Origin of the sequence: Clostridium sp. JN-1, assembly GCF_003718715.1 — a bacterium.
Classification (GTDB): Bacteria; Bacillota; Clostridia; order Clostridiales; family Clostridiaceae; genus Clostridium_AV.
The window spans coordinates 1,920,363-1,938,512 of sequence record NZ_CP033465.1; the positions used below are offsets into that span (position 1 = coordinate 1,920,363).

16 protein-coding genes and 1 pseudogene are annotated in these 18,150 nt (G+C 30.2%); 5 read left to right on the plus strand and 12 right to left on the minus strand.

The genetic code is table 11. The annotated features are described in order from the left end of the window. Positions 1-50 precede the first annotated feature (50 nt). The 4 genes from EBB51_RS09135 to EBB51_RS09150 all read right to left on the minus strand — a co-directional run bounded on the left by EBB51_RS09135 (position 51) and on the right by EBB51_RS09150 (position 4,710). A complete protein-coding gene (locus tag EBB51_RS09135; RefSeq protein WP_123054187.1) occupies positions 51-1,994 on the minus strand; it encodes an ABC transporter permease in 1,944 nt (647 codons plus the stop codon). Then, positions 1,987-2,754 carry an ABC transporter ATP-binding protein gene (locus EBB51_RS09140; RefSeq protein ID WP_123054188.1) on the minus strand — a complete coding sequence of 256 codons (768 nt, stop codon included), beginning with the start codon at positions 2,752-2,754 and terminating at the stop codon, positions 1,987-1,989. The genes EBB51_RS09135 and EBB51_RS09140 overlap by 8 nt, the downstream gene beginning before the upstream one ends. A gap of 269 nt (positions 2,755-3,023) precedes the next feature. Beyond that, entirely contained in the window at positions 3,024-4,037 is a 1,014-nt protein-coding gene (locus tag EBB51_RS09145; RefSeq protein WP_123054189.1) for a sensor histidine kinase, read from the minus strand. 1 nt (position 4,038) lies between these two features. Then, complete coding sequence (locus EBB51_RS09150) at positions 4,039-4,710, minus strand: response regulator transcription factor (protein ID WP_123055031.1); 672 nt, start codon at positions 4,708-4,710, stop codon at positions 4,039-4,041. A 264-nt stretch (positions 4,711-4,974) separates the two neighbouring features. Between EBB51_RS09150 and EBB51_RS09155 the strand changes: the two genes are divergently transcribed. Further along, complete coding sequence (locus EBB51_RS09155) at positions 4,975-5,949, plus strand: alpha/beta hydrolase (RefSeq protein WP_123054190.1); 975 nt, start codon at positions 4,975-4,977, stop codon at positions 5,947-5,949. Positions 5,950-6,022: 73 nt separating this feature from the next. On the opposite strand, the gene EBB51_RS09160 is transcribed toward EBB51_RS09155, so the two are convergent. From EBB51_RS09160 to EBB51_RS09175, 4 genes are all read right to left on the minus strand, one after another. Beyond that, a complete protein-coding gene (locus tag EBB51_RS09160; RefSeq protein ID WP_123054191.1) occupies positions 6,023-7,531 on the minus strand; it encodes a DUF1846 domain-containing protein in 1,509 nt (502 codons plus the stop codon). 172 nt (positions 7,532-7,703) lie between these two features. Next, positions 7,704-8,438: an ABC transporter permease gene (locus EBB51_RS09165; protein WP_190285255.1), complete on the minus strand. Its 735-nt coding sequence runs from the start codon at positions 8,436-8,438 to the stop codon at positions 7,704-7,706. A 60-nt stretch (positions 8,439-8,498) separates the two neighbouring features. After that, entirely contained in the window at positions 8,499-9,257 is a 759-nt protein-coding gene (locus EBB51_RS09170; protein WP_123054193.1) for an ABC transporter permease, read from the minus strand. Then, complete coding sequence (locus EBB51_RS09175) at positions 9,254-10,165, minus strand: ABC transporter ATP-binding protein (protein ID WP_123054194.1); 912 nt, start codon at positions 10,163-10,165, stop codon at positions 9,254-9,256. The genes EBB51_RS09170 and EBB51_RS09175 overlap by 4 nt, the downstream gene beginning before the upstream one ends. A 214-nt stretch (positions 10,166-10,379) precedes the next feature. Between EBB51_RS09175 and EBB51_RS09180 the strand changes: the two genes are divergently transcribed. Together EBB51_RS09180 and EBB51_RS09185 are read left to right on the plus strand one after the other, a co-directional pair. After that, positions 10,380-11,096 carry a response regulator transcription factor gene (locus tag EBB51_RS09180; protein WP_123054195.1) on the plus strand — a complete coding sequence of 239 codons (717 nt, stop codon included), beginning with the start codon at positions 10,380-10,382 and terminating at the stop codon, positions 11,094-11,096. A gap of 1 nt (position 11,097) precedes the next feature. Next, complete coding sequence (locus EBB51_RS09185) at positions 11,098-12,507, plus strand: HAMP domain-containing sensor histidine kinase (protein ID WP_123054196.1); 1,410 nt, start codon at positions 11,098-11,100, stop codon at positions 12,505-12,507. Positions 12,508-12,720: 213 nt separating this feature from the next. Here the strand turns inward: EBB51_RS09185 and EBB51_RS09190 are convergent, their stop codons facing one another. Beyond that, positions 12,721-13,278, minus strand: a complete 558-nt coding sequence (locus tag EBB51_RS09190) for a hypothetical protein (RefSeq protein WP_123054197.1) — start codon at positions 13,276-13,278, stop codon at positions 12,721-12,723. A gap of 362 nt (positions 13,279-13,640) precedes the next feature. On the opposite strand from EBB51_RS09190, the pseudogene EBB51_RS09195 reads away from it, so the two are divergent. Further along, positions 13,641-14,420: pseudogene (locus EBB51_RS09195) on the plus strand (IS1595 family transposase); the annotation flags it as partial. Positions 14,421-15,435: 1,015 nt separating this feature from the next. On the opposite strand, the gene EBB51_RS09200 reads toward EBB51_RS09195, so the two are convergent. From EBB51_RS09200 to EBB51_RS09210, 3 genes are all read right to left on the minus strand, one after another. Further along, positions 15,436-15,828: an SDR family NAD(P)-dependent oxidoreductase gene (locus tag EBB51_RS09200; RefSeq protein WP_190285256.1), complete on the minus strand. Its 393-nt coding sequence runs from the start codon at positions 15,826-15,828 to the stop codon at positions 15,436-15,438. A gap of 182 nt (positions 15,829-16,010) precedes the next feature. Continuing rightward, positions 16,011-16,541 (minus strand): HAMP domain-containing sensor histidine kinase, encoded by a 531-nt coding sequence (locus EBB51_RS09205; RefSeq protein ID WP_123054199.1) that lies wholly within the window; start codon positions 16,539-16,541, stop codon positions 16,011-16,013. A gap of 24 nt (positions 16,542-16,565) precedes the next feature. Then, positions 16,566-16,763 carry a response regulator gene (locus tag EBB51_RS09210; RefSeq protein ID WP_123054200.1) on the minus strand — a complete coding sequence of 66 codons (198 nt, stop codon included), beginning with the start codon at positions 16,761-16,763 and terminating at the stop codon, positions 16,566-16,568. A 205-nt stretch (positions 16,764-16,968) separates the two neighbouring features. On the opposite strand from EBB51_RS09210, the gene EBB51_RS09215 reads away from it, so the two are divergent. Continuing rightward, the gene (locus EBB51_RS09215) at positions 16,969-18,078 is read left to right on the plus strand and encodes a Coenzyme F420 hydrogenase/dehydrogenase, beta subunit C-terminal domain (protein WP_123054201.1); all 1,110 of its coding nucleotides are present in this window, start codon (positions 16,969-16,971) and stop codon (positions 18,076-18,078) included. Positions 18,079-18,150 lie beyond the last annotated feature (72 nt).

Genomic DNA, 18,150 nt, shown 5'->3' on the forward strand with positions numbered 1-18,150 from the left:
GCACTTTGATAGAAAAGCAGATATCATTTAATTGGTGGTTACACTTGGTATTATTCAACAATTTTATAATATACTCTTGCAGTTAGAGAAAATACAACTGCATAAATTACTGCAAAAACAAGGATTGTGGATAAAGTGCAAAGCATAAATAAGGATACATTTTTCAAATATAGAACGGCAAGCAGCTTTGTAATCATTGGAAACGCAAAAGCAACATGGATCACTGTAAAAACAAGTGGTAGAAAAAATACCATTAATACTTGGCTTCTTATCGTTTTCTTTATTTCTTTTTTACTCATTCCTACCTTTTGCATGATCTCAAAACGTTCCTTATCGTCATATCCTTCCGAGATCTGCTTATAATAAATAATTAGCACTGTTGCCATTAAAAATAATGCACCTAAAAATATGCCTATAAAGAACAACCCACCATACATCATAAAGAAATTTTCTCTACTGCCTGCAGCACTATTAATATGGACTTCTATCTTATTTTCCATAAATTTTTCCTTCAAATCTTTAGATAGGGCTGAAATGTCCTTGTCTGTTCCTTGTACGTCAAATCCAATTGTATATTCTTTATACCCCTTTTTCCCTATAGCATCTATATCATTTACAAACAGTACATAGGAATCTACTATATCCTCCATCTGACTTTCCATTCCTGCTATAGGTTTATCTAATACTTGTTTGATCTTAAAGGTTTTGTTACCAATGGTAATATTATTCTTATCATAATTCTTTGCTTTTGAAAAAATAATTGCTTCGTCATCAGCAAGGCTAACATTCTTTCCTTCTAATCTATTGTAATCCGAAATAGGCATAAGCACTATCATTGAGATATTTGAACTATAACCAGGTTCACTTCTCAATAAAAATTTACCATCTTTTTTTGTAGCTGCAAAACTATTATCCCAATAGTTAAGTTTGTCATTTATACCTACTTTACTATTTTTTGTTTCAACATCTATAATTTCATCTATCTTTTGTACCTGGCTTTTACTAACTTGTGAAGCACTTACCATTAAATTTCTTGGAAATCGAGTTCTCAAAACATCTTCCATTCCTGCATATAGAGAAACTGTAGTAGAAAGCATCACAATTACTGCGGTACTTAAGATACAGATATTCGCAAGTCCCACTGCATTCTGCTTCATTCTGTACAGCATACCGGAGATGGCTACAAAATGGTTTGTTTTGTAATAAAACTTTTTATGATTTCTAAGAAACTTTAATAATGCAATACTTCCTGCTGTAAAAATAGCATAGGTTCCTATCATAACTAAGATAACTGCAACAAAAAACAAATTTAGAGCAGAAAGTGGTGATTGAACCTTCAGTGCTATTCCATATCCAGTACCTAAGGTTATTACTCCTATAATGGTCATAATCCATTTAGTTTTTGGCTCCCTTTCTCCCTGCTCCGTCCCTTTCAAAAGTTCAATAGGCTTTGACATTTTAATTTGAACTAAGTTTGATAATAATGTTACAAAAAAAATACCTATAAAAACAATTAAAGTTATTATTATAGATGGCACTGAAATAGAAAAACCGAAGGACACTTTAAATCTAAGTATCTTTAAAAGCAAAAGAAACATAAGTTTATTAAGAATAATTCCACCAATAAGTCCCGCTGTTAAGCTTATAAAGGAAGTAAAAATACTTTCAAAAAACAGCACCTTAGCAATATGCTTTTTCTCAAGACCTAACACATTATACAGTCCAATTTCTTTTTTACGCCTTTTCATTAAAAAACTATTTGTGTAAAAAAGAAATATAGCTGAAAAAATTCCTATTATGATTGTTCCCAAATGGAGAATAATTTTTAGATCCGCAGATCCACTTACACCATCCAGCCCCTTATTTATTGAAAGAGCATGCATCATATAAAACATCATAATAGTACATATACAGGTAACTATAAATGGAAAGTATGTCTTACTATTCTTCTTAATATTTATTACTGCTAACCTTGGGTAAAATAGTTTACTCATTTACTCTACCTCCAGTGGCAATAACCGTAAGTGTGTTTGAAATTTTTTCAAACATTTCCTCATTGGACATTGATCCTCTATAAAGCTGGTGGAATATCTCTCCATCCTTAATAAAAAGCACTCTTCCTGCCCTGCTTGCTGCCTTAGTACTGTGGGTAACCATAAGAATTGTTTGCCCATCTTTATTAATTTCCGAAAACAATTTTAAAAGCTGATCTGCAGCTTTGGAATCAAGTGCTCCTGTTGGCTCATCGGCTAAAATAAGCTGCGGTGCCGTAATCAAAGCTCTTGCAGCAGCCGCCCTTTGCTTTTGCCCACCGGACACCTCATAAGGAAACTTTGACAATATATCTTTTATACCTAACTTCTCAGCAATAGGTATTAATCTCTTTTCCATTTCCTCATAGGACTTTCCAGATAAAACAAGGGGTAAGAATATATTATCTTTTAAAGAGAAAGTATCAAGCAAATTAAAATCTTGAAATACAAAACCTAAATTATCCCTGCGAAATGCAGTAATCTCACTTTCTTTCATTGCTACAATATTCTCACCCTGCAGTAAAACCTCACCACTTGTGGGTTTATCTAAAGATGCCAGTATATTAAGCAGTGTGGTTTTCCCCGAACCTGACTCTCCCATAATCGCTACATACTCACCTTTTTCCACTGAAAATGTTACATTACTTAATGCTTGAACTTGATTTCCACCAAATCTTGTTGCATATATTTTTTTCAAATTATTCACTTCTAGTAATTTCATGTTTTTTCCTCCTTTTAGTCGGAACACGGGGTAACTTAAAACATTCACTGTCGTTCACAAGTTACCCGCAAAAGTCCATTTAGGACTTTTGCCTCCTCGCTGTACTTTGACTATACTATGATTATAAGAAAAAAAGAAATGCTCAGCCATAACTTTGGCTTACATTTCCTTCTTTAACCTTACATCACTGTAAGATTAGAGATAACCACACCAGACACTCAACTTATACGCAGGTATATGTTAAGTGTCTGGTGTGGATGTCTATAGACTCACTCAATCATAGTTTTCACAGAGGAAAGGTCAATTTTTACCCTTGTTCCAACATTAATCTTAGAGGTAATAGTTATTCTATGGGAAAGCTTATCTAGTATCTTTTTACAAAGATAAAGTCCAATCCCAGTTGCCTTTTTATCCATACGTCCATTATATCCAGTAAAACCTTTTTCAAACACTCTCGGCAAATCCTCTCTAGAAATACCTATTCCCGTGTCCTCAATTACAAGCACCTTTTCTACCTCATCCTCCATGTATATTGATACTTTTCCGCTGCTTGTATATTTAAGAGCATTAGAAAGTATCTGTTCAATTACAAATACCAGCCACTTTTCATCTGTAAGCACAGAACAATCCATTTCTTTTAACTCAAGGGCTATCTTTTTTCTAATAAATATTGGGGCGTATTTTCTAATGGCTTGTTTTACAATTCCTAACAAGCTGTAGTTTTGAAGCACTAAATCCGCTGATACACCATCAATTTTTAAATAGCCTAACACCATTTCAACATACTGCTCAATTTTAAAGGTTTGTTCTAATAATTCCTTATTTTGTTCAGTATAGTCACTTTGTAATAATAATCTCATCGCAGCAATTGGCGTCTTAATTTGATGTGCCCAAAGAGTATAGTAATCCATCATATCTGTCTGCTTAATATCTATCTTTGAAATCAATTCTATTTTTTGACTATAAAGAGCTCTTAAAATATTTTGATAGTCAATTTCAATTAAGCTGCTAGTAAGCGGCAATTTTTCTAAACCTGTGCTGATTTGTTTTTCTAGAATATACAGCTCGTTATGCTTTTTATAATACTTCATAAAATCACAAATTATGAAGATAAAAGCTGTACAGGCTGATAAAAAAAATGCATATACAATTGACTCAAGTGGTAAAGAATATAGCGAAAAGACTGCAGCAAAAATAGCAAGAAAAACACTATCCATTACTATTGTTTTTCTGTGATCTTTAATATACCATAATACAACCCATAAAAAAGATTTTTCTTTCATATCATTCCACCATATACCCGATACCTTTTTTCGTTTTAATAAAATCGCAAATACCAACTTCTGAAAGCTTTTTTCTAAGACGAGTAACATTAACAGTTAAAGTATTATCATCTATATAGCTGTCACTTTCCCACAGCCTTACCATAATAACATCTCGAGGTATTACTTTACCAGTATTCTCAAGTAAAATCTGAAGAATCTTAAATTCATTTTTTGTAAGCTCCAGTTTATTATCCTTGTATTCAACAGCGGCGCTGCTGAGGTTTAATACTACGCCTTTATACTCAATTACGTCCATCTTACCGCTAAAGGAATAGGTCCTTCTTAAAAGTGCCTGCACCTTTGCCACAAGAATGTTTAAATCAAAGGGCTTTGCAATAAAGTCATCACCGCCCATATTTACAGCCATAATAATATTCATATTATCAGACATAGAAGAAACAAAAATAATAGGAACCTTTGATATTTTTCGAATTTCGCTGCACCAGTGATAACCATTTAAAAATGGCAGAGATATATCCAAAAGCACAAGATGCGGATCAAACTGAACAAATTGTGCAATAACATCTTTAAAATCAACTATATATTTAGTTTCATAATTCCACTTACAGAGACAATTTTTCATTGATTTTGCAATTATCATATCATCTTCAACAATTAAAACTTTATACATACTTATTGCCATCAACTTCCCTTCAGACCATTTAATTTATTACTTAGTATATCATACTTTTATATAGTTTTGCCTTATCTCTTCTTTTTACATGCTAATTAGCATATACTTTATTGTGTTTATTGATTTTTTTTATAGAAAATGATATATATATAATGGGTTCATGAAGCTTGTTGGTCGTGTAATTTTCAACTTATAATGAAGGGAGGATAGCCTAATAATAAAACTTTAAGTTAAGTTTATTGCTGGGTATCGTGAAGTTTAATGAAAAAATTTTTAAAACGATTGTTAATTGTTTTAGCTGCTGCACTCATTATTTTTATTGCTGTTTTTCATAAAAGAATCATATTAACTTATAATTTAGTTAACAAATATGTTTCTTTAAAAAATCTTAATATGACAAATCAAAAAGTTGATGGATTAAAAATGTCCAAATCCATGAATTACAAAGATGTTGTATATAAAAATACTAATGGAGTCCCACTAACACTGGATATTTATTCTTCACTAAAGAAGAATGGCGGTCCCTCACCAGTGATTTTATATGTTCACGGCGGCAGCTGGGTTTATGGTGATAAAAGTATTCCAGATGCGTTAAGTCCTGTACTTAATACTTTCAGAGAAGAAGGATACACAATTATTAGTACTTCTTATGAACTCAGTAGGGATAAGGCTAATTTCAATAAACAAGCTGCAGATGTTAAGGATACTATAAGATGGATATATAAAAATAAATCTAATTACAATCTTGATCCAAATGAAATAGGAGTTATTGGTGTTTCATCTGGTGCTCATCTTTCTCTTCTAGCTAGTTACAGCGGCAGTGATGAGTTTACAGATGATAAAGATTTAAGTAAGTATCCATCTAAAATTAAATATTTAATTGATTTTGCAGGTCCAACTGATTTAAGCCTTTTAAATACAAATGATTTAAATTATGACTTATCAAAAATTTATAATTCAATAAAAGATAAGAATACTGTGATAAAAAAATTCAATCCTATAAATTATGTTAGTAAGGGAATTCCAAATACATTAATAATACACAGTAATTTGGATCCTATGGTCCCTTATAAAAGCTCAAAAGAACTTTATGATAAATGTATTGAAGAACATGCCAAAGTAAAATTAATTACTTTAAAAAGTAGTGTACATGATTTATCAAACATTTCAAATGATGACATAGTTTCTATGTCTAAAGGATTGTTAAAGTTTGTAATATTAAATTCTCCACTATAACCATAAATTAAAACCCGCGGCTATCGCGGGTTTTATCGACAGATGAATATCACCTGTCGATAAATTTATATGATTAAGAATTATAACAAAGGCTTTCTGATGGATATTCTGGATCACAAGTTATGTCTATACCAAGCTTTCTAAATGTTTGCTCATCATGTGTACTTAAAATTGTAGTTGAGTGGGCTTGGCATCCTTTTAACATTGTTAATTTCTCCATAGCCATTTGTGACATGGGGTTTGTAGCTGCGCATATGCTAAGTGCCATTAATACCTCTTCACAACTTAATGCAGTATTCTTATTTCCCAATGTTTTTGATTTTAAATTTATGATTGGCTCAAGTATAACTGGTGATATAAGATGAATTTCATCAGATATATTAGCAAAATGCTTAATAGCATTTAAAATTACCGCTGCTGTTGAATCTAATAAATCTGAGCTTTTACCAGTTAATATTGTTCCATCATTAAGTTCTATTGCTACAACTGGACAAATATCATTTTCTCCTGCTGTTTCCTTTAATTTAGCAGATTTTTCCCTTGCAGGGACAACAACTTTTCTATCCTCTTGTTTTAAATTAAGTTCTTCCATAATTAGTTTAGCTCTTTGGAAGGTTTCTTTGTCTACATAACCTTTTTTATACTCACAGCCTGTTTTGAAATATCTTCTTATTATTTCTTGTCTAGATGCTTCTTTAACAACTTCATCATCAACAATACTAAACCCTACTCTGTTAACCCCCATATCTGTTGGAGATTTGTATACGGATTCTTTACCTGTTATCTTTTCAATAATTCTCTTAAGTACAGGAAAAGCTTCTATATCACGGTTATAGTTTACAGCTACCTTATTATAAGCATCAAGATGGAATGAATCAACTAAGTTTACATCTTTAAGATCTACTGTTGCAGCTTCATAAGCTATATTTAAAGGGTGTTTTAAAGGAATATTCCATACTGGGAAAGTTTCAAACTTTGAGTATCCAGCAGCTTTTCCTCTTTTACTTTCGTGGTAAAGCTGGCTAAGACATGTTGCAAGTTTCCCACTTCCTGGGCCCGGCGCTGTTACAACTACTATAGGTTTAGTTGTTTCAATATATGGATTTTTACCATATCCCTCATCACTTACAATTGTATCTACATCTGTAGGATATCCTTTAGTAGCTTGATGTTTATATACTTTTATACCTCTGCGCTCAAGTTTATTTATAAAAACCGTTGCTGCAGGCTGCCCGTTATATCTAGTAATTACAACACTATTTACATCAAGATCATACTCTCTAAAATCATCTATTAATCTTAAAACATCCACATCATAAGTGATTCCAAAGTCTCCTCTTATTTTGTTTCTTTCTATATCTCCTGCATATACGCAAATAATTATTTCAGCTTTTTCTTTTAATTTATGTAAAAGCTTTATTTTTGCATTCTCATCAAATCCAGGTAAAACCCTCTTTGCATGAAGGTCAAATAATAACTTTCCACCAAATTCTAAATATAATTTATCATAGTTATTAACTCTTTCTAAAATATATTTTGATTGTTCTTCTAAATACTTCTTGTGATCAAATCCTATCTTCATAGTCTGCTCCTCACTATACTAAAATTATTAATTCACTATTTTTGTTACCAAATTTAAAAATATCGACAAGAAAAATGTTTTCTCAATATTTTATTATTACATAACTTTAGCTTAAAGTGAACAATTTTCAACATATATTTTCATAAGCGGAGAAAAATAGACTTGAAAAGATTTACACAACATCAATTTTTTCAAATTCATACATACCTTTAAGAATAAATAAAATAGCTATAACTATTCCAATGACATACATGTAAATTCCTGTTTCAAAAGGATGTGTATTAGCTCCAGTCAAAATAGCTCTTCCTGGATATGTCCAAGGGAAGAAAATCCAAAACCTAGTATTAGATATTAATACTGAAGGTATAGAAAAGATTGCTCCTATGCCTAATGCAACTCCTATATTAGAAAATCTCATACTTAAATAATATTGTATTGCCATAACTGGGATAAGTGCAATAAAAGCTAATAGAGGACCATATATTATACCTAAAGGTATTTTACTATTTCCTGCTAATATACTTCCTGCAGCTATAACCATAAGCATAAATCCAAGTAAGTTTAAAAATACAATACCAGCTCCCACTAAAAATTTTGCTAAATAAATCTGTTTCCTTTTTACTGAGAGAGTTAAAATTCTTCTAAAGTTGTTTTCACTATTTTCTATTCTAACTATTATAGCCATTACTATAGTAACAAATAAGGAAAGTATGAATAATCCATAAAACATTGCGCTTTGAGTATAAATCTGCTGCCATATATTTTGTCCTTTTGAGGTAAATAACTCCTTATACCTTATAAAGTTTGTAAATCCTAATGCCACAAAAAATAATGGTAAAAACATTGCTAGAGCAAGGATATTAGAATGTCTTAACTTCAAAAACTCTACTTCTAATAACTTTTTCATAATAATCATCATTCCTTTCTATGTGCTCAAGGCACAAAAGTTCACTTTCAAATTAACTTCCTATATATCTCTATTTTTAAACTCTAAAATTCCTACAGCTAACCATATAACACAAGAAATAATCCCAAAAATCGCTGCTGTCTGTGAGTCACTTCCATCATTAAAAGGCATTGCTCTTAAAAAACATGAATAGGGAAAAATATTCCCCAAGATTTTGCTTTGAGCCATCATATAAGCACTCATTACACCTGCAAAGCCAATTCCTGCTGCAAGCAAAGAGTTTTTAATATAACAGCTGATAAATTGTTGAATACTTATAACTCCTAAAGCAGTAACAACTTGAAATATAAAATATTTTAGTATTAGTATATAGCTTCCATCTGCTTTAAATAGGTTTTTCATAGCTATCACCCCGAGAGTATTTATGATTATAGCTATAATAGTAAATATAAAAATTACTACCCATTTTGAAAAATATATCTTCCACCTATCTACTGGTCTTGACAGTACCTGTTTCCAAGTGTTTTCGCTGTATTCAGCATAATTTACTATAACAGACAGCAGAACGATTAGTGTAAGTAAAAAGAAAAACCATAATGCCTCTAGATGATTTGTATAAATTAAGATACCTAACTTGTCATTAATGCCCATTTCCATTGCTTGTTTAAGTCTCTTACCAGAAGTTAGCCAATCAAACCTTAAATGCAAATCTATAAAAAGTAGAACAAGAGAAAGTATAGGGATACCAAATGCTATTTTATATAAAGCACTTCTTTTGTACTTCATAAATTCAGATTTTAAAATTAATGCTAAACTCATATAGCCTTACCCCCTTCAGTAACATCAATGAATATTTGTTCAAGGCTTTTTTCAACTTCTACAAATTTAAATATTTTATTGCCTTTTAATATCAATTGTTTAAGTAATTCATCTGCACTAATCTCTTTAGGTTTTATAAATATATTGTTATTTTCTACTTTTGTTCTATATCCATAATCATTTAAAGTCTTTATTGTTTCCTCTAAGTTTTGCGAACATATACAGATTTCCCCTTTACTTCTACTGTGGAGCTCTTCTAAAGTTCCTTGAAACAAGAGATCTCCTTTATTTATAATTCCGATATCATCTGCCATAAGCTCTATTTCGCTTAAAATATGACTTGATATTATTACTGTGATATTTGAGATTTTAGGGAGGCCTTTTATAAGTTCTCTTATTTCATGTATTCCTGAAGGATCTAAGCCATTTGTAGGCTCATCTAATATCAATAATTCTGGTTTTGAAATTAACGCCTGAGCAATTCCTAATCTCTGTTTCATTCCAAGAGAAAACTTTTTAGCCTGTCTATCTTTAAATTTAGTAAGCTTTACTATCTCTAATGCCTCATCAATACTTTTATCATCTAAATCTAAAAGCTTTGCTGTTACCTGCAAATTTTCATATGCAGTTAAGTTTCCATAGTAAGATGGTGATTCTACAATAGCCCCTATTTTTCTTAAAATCTCCATTTTGTTTTTTCTTAAATCTTTACCAAATATATTTATTTCACCACTAGTAGGCTTCATAAGCCCTAAAATCATACGTATAGTTGTAGACTTACCAGCACCATTAGGCCCTAAAAAGCCATATATTCTTCCCTTTCGTACTTGTAAGCTTAAGTCCCTTACCGCTCTAAAGCTCTCAAATTTCTTATTTAAATTTTTTGTTTCAATAATAAATTGTGACATTTTTAGTCCTACCTTTCTTTAATAAAACATTTTACTGAATTGATACTTTAAATTCATAATTTTTTGTATTGCCGTTTATATCTATAATCCTAAGCTGCCAAACTTAACTCATCTTTATAAGAACCTTAACGGAACCTTAAAGTTTAGATATTTTTCTAAATATATAAAAATAGATGTTATAATAAAAAATATATAAAATATCTGGGAGGTTACTATGCAGAATGAAGTTTTAGATAGAAAAATTCTTTTAATTGATGATGAAGCTGAAATTTTGAAGCTTATAGAAACTGTTCTTAAAAAAGAGGGCTTTAGACGAATAATTAAGGCTAGTAATGGAATAGATGGTATTAGTTTATGCAAAAGTGAAAATCCAGATTTAATTGTATTAGATGTAATGATGCCTCATATGGATGGCTTTGATGTGTGCAAAAAAATAAGGGAGTTTTCTTTTGTTCCTATTATTTTTTTATCTGCAAAATCTGAAGATATGGATAAGATTTTAGCACTAGGTCTTGGTGGAGATGATTATGTAACCAAGCCTTTTAGTCCAAAGGAAGTAGCTTTTAGAATTAAAGCTCATTTAAGAAGAAACTTATACATAAAAAAAGAATTGTCCATAAAAGAAGACAAAATAAACTTTGGAAGCATAATTATTGATTTTCATAAAGGAGAAGTTTTAAAGAATAATGAGCTTGTATCTCTTACACCAAGAGAATACACACTGTTATCTTACATGGCTAAAAATTCAAACCAAATATTAAGCAAGCAAATGTTATGCGATGCGGTATGGGGAGATGATTTTGAAGGATACGATAATACTATAATGGTGCATATAAGAAAATTAAGAGAAAAGCTAGAAGATATTCCATCCAACCCTAAACATATAATAACTGTTAAAGGCTTAGAATATAAGCTTATAAGGGAAGAATAAAATGAGACTTTTAAAGAAATTAAGCACAAACTTATCTCTAACTAGAAAATTTTTAATTACACTTATAATTATAGTGATTGTAGAATTTGTATTAAATTTATTTGTTTACTTTCAATTAGTTGTATATACTCAAAATTCATCTTATTTTAGCCCTGAAAGATTTACATTAAATTTTTCTGATTACATATATATAAACGATAATACTCCTTATTTAAAGGATGATGGTAAAAAAGCTCTTGAAAAAGAGTCTGCATGGATTCAGATAATAGATAATAGCTTTAAAGAGGTTTATTCATGCAATAAACCTAAAGAAGTTCCTGCGCAATATACTCCTATAAAATTTGCACATATTTATAAGTATGATATTGCTAATTCTTCTGTATTTGTAAGTGCAAAAGAACTAAATAATAAAAATTTCACTTATATAATAGGTTTTCCTATGAATACTGTTGGAAAATATACTCTTATTTTTAATCCTTCTTCAACAAAACAATTTATCTGGAACGGATTTCTTATTTTAGTACTTATAAATATAGTTACAGCAATAATTTTATCCTATTTCCTATTTGGTAAAAAATTAGGAAAACCTTTAGAAAATATTATAGAAGGAATAAATGAGCTTTCTTGCGGAAACTATGAAATTAAATTTGAAGAAAAAGGCATTTACAAAAATGTATTCAAGAATTTAAATAATTTAGGAATAACTCTTAGAGACAATAAAAACAAACGAGATGAATTAGATAAAATGAGAGATACCTGGATTTCTTCCATATCTCATGATGTAAAAACTCCCCTATCCTCTGTAAAAGGCTATTCGGAGCTTATGAAGGATACTGAATACACTTTTTCTAGAGAAGAAATTTTAGATTATTCAGCTATAATATATGATAAAGCTTCTTATATTGAAGGCTTAATTGGTGATCTAAATTTAACTTACAAGATAAAAAATAAGGCTTTTACATTAGATAAAAAAGAAGTAAACCTTGTACATTTACTGCAAAACATAATTATAGAAATCTTAAATCATCCATTATATTCAAATAGGAATATAACTTTTGAACCTTCAGAAGAAATTATATGTGCATATGTAGATGAAGCTTTATTTAAAAGATGTTTGGTTAATTTAATCTTCAATTCAATAATTCATAATGATGAAGATGTTAAAATTAATGTTTCTATTTATAAAATGGATAACATTTATATAGAAATAAAGGATAACGGAAATGGTATAAGCCCTGAGGATTTAAAACATATATTTGAAAGATATTATAGAGGTACGAACACCTCATCTTCAAAAGAAGGCTCAGGCTTAGGTATGGCTATAGCAAAACAAGTATTGGATATTCATGAAGCCTCTATTTCCATAGAAAGCTCACTAGGAGTTGGAACTACTTTAACCTTAGTTTTATAGATAAACAACCTAGGATAGTAATGTGGTCATACCTCTTTAAAAATATCCTTCAGAAGGCACGTTAACTGCCATCTTTCCTTGAATTGACTTAACTAAAAGGATAAGTGAATGCCTTTGTTAAGCTTTTCAAAGCATTTAAAGGCATTCCAATTTCTTTTGATAGACAAAGTATGTTGTAAGCAAATTGCATGCACTAATAAACAATAACTTGATTTAGCAAAGAATAATGATTCTATATGGAGTAGTTTGGGCAGGTATGCTCTTGGTTGTAGGTCCATAGACAACAATTAGATTTCTATTTCCAGGGTGCCTATTAAAAATCTGATCGTTTGTTAGAATTACCTCAGTTGCTGGGCCGATATTTAGTTTTAAATTTCCACCGCTGCTTATAAGTTGATTATTAAAATAGTCTACTGTAACATTTTGATATTCTGTATTTTTTGCCATAACAATTGCAGGATACTGCGGAGGATAAATAAGAATGGCAGGGGCATTTGCATCATAAAATCCAGTTACCTCATCTCCTGCCTCTACCACTTCATGATCTACAAAGTAAGTTCCTGGAGATACCATAAAATTTACCGGGCCCTTGTCTTTGCTTTCAAGTGACATTAATTTATAGCATCCCCTTGATGTATCACTTTGATCAGGGTAAAAATCTCCAATCCTTATAACGGTACCACTAAAAGCTGCAAATTTTTGTACTTTATTTCTAAACTTTTGAGTTTGATTCATGTAGTAAGGACAACAGGAAAATTGTCTATAATACATACATAATACTCCTTTATATTAATACGATTAAAACCTCATCGTTAATAGTATATGAGACGTTATAAAAAGTGATACTCAATTAAATATACTTTAAAGTAAAATGCCATTTTTCTCGTTCCCTCACTGCTATAAATTACAAGAAAAACATGGCATACCTTATTGCATTTGTAAATACTATTAAGTAAAGTAATCCGAATATAAAGATATGATGAAATTTGTTAGGCTCATATGTCATCATTTAATTATATATAATATCATTTTGGTTTTTAATTATGGCTATGTTTTAAATCAATGTTGAAATTTGGCACAAACTTGTGAATATACTATAATTATGCTGCATTCGATGAAAGGAGGGCATGATTATGGCGAATTCAAGCGATTTAATAGAACAAATACAAAGATTAACGTTATACCAACAACAGCATATATATTCTTTTTTAGAAGAAGTGCTTGTATTAGGTTCACAGGTAAGCCAGATTACACAGGAAGTTAAAGAATTTAGATTTGCCAAGGGAAAAGTCTGCCCTCATTGTGGTGCTGAAACTATATCAAGAAACGGAAAATATAATGGGAAACAACGATATATATGTAAATCATGCAGAAAGACTTTTACCGACTTCACCAACTCTGCTACTTATAAGAGCATTTTTTGGCATAGGCCCTGTTGAAGGTGTTATTGAGGCTGATGAAGTATTCTTTGCTGAAAGTTTTAAAGGTGCAAAGCCTTCTAAAATGCCAAGAAAATCTCGTAAAAGAGGTAAACAGGTTAAAAAGAGAGGTATAATCTAACGAACAAGTATGTATAGCCACTACTATTGATAGACAGGGTAATTTAATCATAGAATTACTGTGTAAAGGTAAGAATGACACATCAAGAATTAGAAAGGCTCTATGGTGGTCGTATAGGGGATAACTCTATCCTTTGTACTGATAGTCATAAGAGTTATGTTCAATTCGCCCATGATTTTTCATTAGACCATAAGCGTGTAAAAAGAGGAAAACATAAAGAAGGAATATATCATATTCAGCACATTAATGCTGTTCACAGCAAATTAAAAAAGTGGATGAATAGATTTAATGGTGTTGCCACTAAATATATCAGTAACTATATGTACTGGTTCAAGTGGCTCGAACTATTTGAAATTTACAGTAGTTTATTAGGATACTTAATTGATAGATTTGGCGAAAAGTAGCCCATAATATTTAAATGAGCCAAAGGAGGACAACCCTTCTTTAATTATGTGCTAATTTCAACACTATATTAAAACATAGCCTTAATTATCTGTAAATGTTGTATTTTTATAAAAAAGCAATAAATTTTAACGTCCATGTTATGATATTATTAAATTACACCTTCTGTTTCATTTCCTGCTTCATTTAAACTTTTATTATTTTATAGAAATAACCTAACCGCACTGTCAGATATAAAATCAAATTTTATATTCATCCATCTTTGCATATTATAAATATACTTTTGTCCAAATATTAGAGAAGATAGATTCTTAATAATTGAATATGCTGCATATGGATGTGGTAAAGCGCAGTCGTTTTTTGATTTATATGAAAATTTATCTATTAAATTATAATGTTTTTAGATATCCAATTACTTTAAGTATATTTCCTTGTAAGCGCATGGAATATATTTTTTTCATCTCCAATTTTAGTACAATCCTTGGCTTATCTCCCAATAGTTTACCATAAGTGTTCAAGTATTATAAACTTATAATTAATGAGCTTTATAAAAGTATTGCGTATCAAGCATTGTTGTTAGATATATGCTTGATAATTACAAACTTAATTCATACTCCGGGGTATGAATTAAGTTTTTCCTTATAAAGTATATATTAGCTGGCAACAATATTTTATACATCAATGTATACAAATATGGAATTAGATATTGTTTAAACTTGATTATTTAGATGGCTAATAAAACATAATAAAAATAGATTTAAATCAGCAAATTATATATCATAAGTGGAATCATTCGTTTAGTGATTTTGAGATGATAGTCTCTTGAAATACATATTTTTGTGGATTTTTATGTATGTAATTAAATTAATCTAAAACTTAGACGATAGGGCTGTGATTTTGATGTTCAAATCGCAAATGTAACTGTAAGTCTTATCCTGTATGTATTTCTTTCGTACTATCGTAGAATTAATACATATGAATCATCAGGTGGATTATTTGACATGATAAAAATTTAGCTGAAAGGTTAAGGAAACTTTTTGGTGAATTATTACAAATAATTATTGATACTGCTTCATAAAAATATGGTTTCATTCCAAAACCTGCATTGTTTACTAATACGAAAATACCTTTCTCTTTTATTTTACCAATAACTTGGTCAACACCTTCTCTATTAGAAAGTTCTGCTATAACTACATCTACATTAATTCTATATTTATTTTTAAGTTTATCCGCATATTTATCTATTACATCTTTTCTTCTGCCTGTTATAATTAAATCATATCCCATGCTTGCAAAATACTTAGCATATGATGCACCAAGTCCACTTGTTGCTCCTGTTATTACTGCTACTCTACTCATTTTCATTCCTCCAGTTTCTATATAAATTTTCTTATTTCTTTTTTCAAAGTTATTCTACCATCTTAATTTAAACTGAATTTAAACTACCTTGCTAAATTTTATATTTTATTAGCAAAAACAATAAAACAAAAAACTGCATTATAAACTTACAAGCTATAATACAGTTTAAATTTAATTTTAAATTACTTTTCTGTTGAAAGTGATACAATAAATGATGCTCCTTTATTTATCTCACTTTCAACTTTGATAGTTCCTCTATGAAGGTCAACTATTTTTTTAGCAATAGCAAGACCTAGTCCATTCCCTCCAAGTTCCCTTTTTCTCGATTTGTCTACCATATAAAAGCGTTCAAATATATGTCTTTGTTCTTCTTCACTTATACTAATACCGCTGTCCTTAATTATTACCTTAATACTTGCTTCTTCTCTTTTAATTGATACATACATTTTGCTTTCATAAGGTGTAAACTTAATTCCATTACTTAATAAATTAATCCAAACAGTTCCACAATCTAAAGCAGATAGTTTTAACAAATTATCGCTTAGCTTAAATAATCTTTTAGTCTCCATTTGAATAATTCCTAAATAAGATTTCTTTTCTTCGCAGAATAAATTCTGATTTTGTAATAATGCAGCAAAACCCCGTATAGAAGTAAGTGGCGATTGTATTTCATGAGATACGTTTGAGACAAAATCTTGACGCATTATTTCCATATTGCTTAAAACTGCTTTGCCATATTATTTACAAAGTTCCCATCCATTTATATTAGGCATCATAATATCTGTAATAACCATGTCCACTTTTTCAACATCTAATTTTTTTAAGGCCTCTTTACCATCAAAAGCAGTTACTATTTCATAATTTTCATTTTTCAGTAATGACTGTATTAACATATTTATATTTTTATCATCATCTGCTATTAATATTTTACTCATAATAAACACCTCTTGAGTTCATTTTAGCACTTTATTTTAAACTGAATTTAAACTCTTGTCATTCATCTTTTGCACTTCTTAAAACAGAACCTAGCTATTCTGTTTGTCTGTTATCCTACTTTATATTAACATAGAATTATAATTAATATAGAGTATTTTAGATAACTAATTTATATCTTTTACTAAAATAAGGGAGGGGTTTATCATGGAGAAAGTTTATTTAAAAAAAGAAGATTGCTGCGGTTGTAGTGCATGTTACAATATTTGTCCTGCACAGGCAATTTGTATGAAACCAGATGAGGAGGGATTTTTATATCCAGTCATAGACCAAGCACTATGTGTAGATTGTCACAGCTGCTTAAATGTTTGCCCTATAATTTGCGATGGAAATTACAAAGGAAAAACTATACCAGAATTTTTAGCAGCTAAGCACAGATCAGAAGATGTTTTAATGAATTCTGCATCTGGAGGAATCTTTACAGCAATTTCCGATGCAATACTTCGGGAAGGTGGAGTAGTTTATGGTGCCGACTTCGACGAAAAATTTCATGTGTTACATAAAAGAGCAGAAAACTATGATCAGCGAAATCGAATGAGAATATCTAAATACGTACAGAGTAACATGGGAGATACTTTTCAACAAATAAAAAAGGACTTAGCCGATAAAAAGAAAGTGTTATTTACTGGGACTCCATGTCAAAACGCAGGATTGAGAGGATATATAGGCGATTCACCATTGGTCAAAAATCTATACCTATGTGATTTGATTTGTCATAGTATTCCAAGTCCTTTAATTTGGGAAGATTACAAAAGACTATTAGAAAAAGAGTACGGCGGAAAACTAACCAGTATTCAATTTCGATCTAAGATAATTGATTGGAGTCGGGAAAACAGTAAAAAGGCATTCCTATTTACCACTTCAAATAGCCAAGAGATTCACAACGATAAAAGATTCTATCAACTTTTCTTTGGAGAAAAAACTATTATGCGTCCTTCTTGTGAACAATGCAGATTTACAGACATACATCGTGTATCAGATATTACTATTGCAGATTATTGGGGAATTGAAAAGTACGCTCCTGAATTGATGAATAAAAAAGGTGTTTCTGTAGTTTTAATCAACAATAAAAAAGGTGCTGATCTCCTTGAAAAATGCAGCGAAGAATTGAAATATGAAAAACGTCCGAAGGAAGAATCTCTTATAGAGCAGCAGCGTTTAAGTAAACCTGTAAAGTTTCCAGAAAACCGCAAAAAATTCTGGGATGATTATAGAAAATATGGCTTTGGGTATATCGTTGAACAATTAGCCAAATAATATATTTTAACCTATATGCATATTACAAATTTCAAATAAACTTTGTATAAAATTATTTTAATATTCTAAAAC

Excerpts from the sequence above, each read along its gene's own strand:
- EBB51_RS09135 (WP_123054187.1), bottom strand. The coding sequence starts at position 1,994 with ATGAGTAAACTATTTTACCCAAGGTTAGCAGTAATAAATATTAAGAAG.
- EBB51_RS09140 (WP_123054188.1), bottom strand. The coding sequence starts at position 2,754 with ATGAAATTACTAGAAGTGAATAATTTGAAAAAAATATATGCAACAAGA.
- EBB51_RS09145 (WP_123054189.1), bottom strand. The coding sequence starts at position 4,037 with ATGAAAGAAAAATCTTTTTTATGGGTTGTATTATGGTATATTAAAGAT.
- EBB51_RS09150 (WP_123055031.1), bottom strand. The coding sequence starts at position 4,710 with ATGTATAAAGTTTTAATTGTTGAAGATGATATGATAATTGCAAAATCA.
- EBB51_RS09155 (WP_123054190.1), top strand. The coding sequence starts at position 4,975 with ATGAAAAAATTTTTAAAACGATTGTTAATTGTTTTAGCTGCTGCACTC.
- EBB51_RS09160 (WP_123054191.1), bottom strand. The coding sequence starts at position 7,531 with ATGAAGATAGGATTTGATCACAAGAAGTATTTAGAAGAACAATCAAAA.
- EBB51_RS09165 (WP_190285255.1), bottom strand. The coding sequence starts at position 8,438 with ATGAAAAAGTTATTAGAAGTAGAGTTTTTGAAGTTAAGACATTCTAAT.
- EBB51_RS09170 (WP_123054193.1), bottom strand. The coding sequence starts at position 9,257 with ATGAGTTTAGCATTAATTTTAAAATCTGAATTTATGAAGTACAAAAGA.
- EBB51_RS09175 (WP_123054194.1), bottom strand. The coding sequence starts at position 10,165 with ATGTCACAATTTATTATTGAAACAAAAAATTTAAATAAGAAATTTGAG.
- EBB51_RS09180 (WP_123054195.1), top strand. The coding sequence starts at position 10,380 with ATGCAGAATGAAGTTTTAGATAGAAAAATTCTTTTAATTGATGATGAA.
- EBB51_RS09185 (WP_123054196.1), top strand. The coding sequence starts at position 11,098 with ATGAGACTTTTAAAGAAATTAAGCACAAACTTATCTCTAACTAGAAAA.
- EBB51_RS09190 (WP_123054197.1), bottom strand. The coding sequence starts at position 13,278 with ATGTATTATAGACAATTTTCCTGTTGTCCTTACTACATGAATCAAACT.
- EBB51_RS09200 (WP_190285256.1), bottom strand. The coding sequence starts at position 15,828 with ATGAGTAGAGTAGCAGTAATAACAGGAGCAACAAGTGGACTTGGTGCA.
- EBB51_RS09205 (WP_123054199.1), bottom strand. The coding sequence starts at position 16,541 with ATGGAAATAATGCGTCAAGATTTTGTCTCAAACGTATCTCATGAAATA.
- EBB51_RS09210 (WP_123054200.1), bottom strand. The coding sequence starts at position 16,763 with ATGAGTAAAATATTAATAGCAGATGATGATAAAAATATAAATATGTTA.
- EBB51_RS09215 (WP_123054201.1), top strand. The coding sequence starts at position 16,969 with ATGGAGAAAGTTTATTTAAAAAAAGAAGATTGCTGCGGTTGTAGTGCA.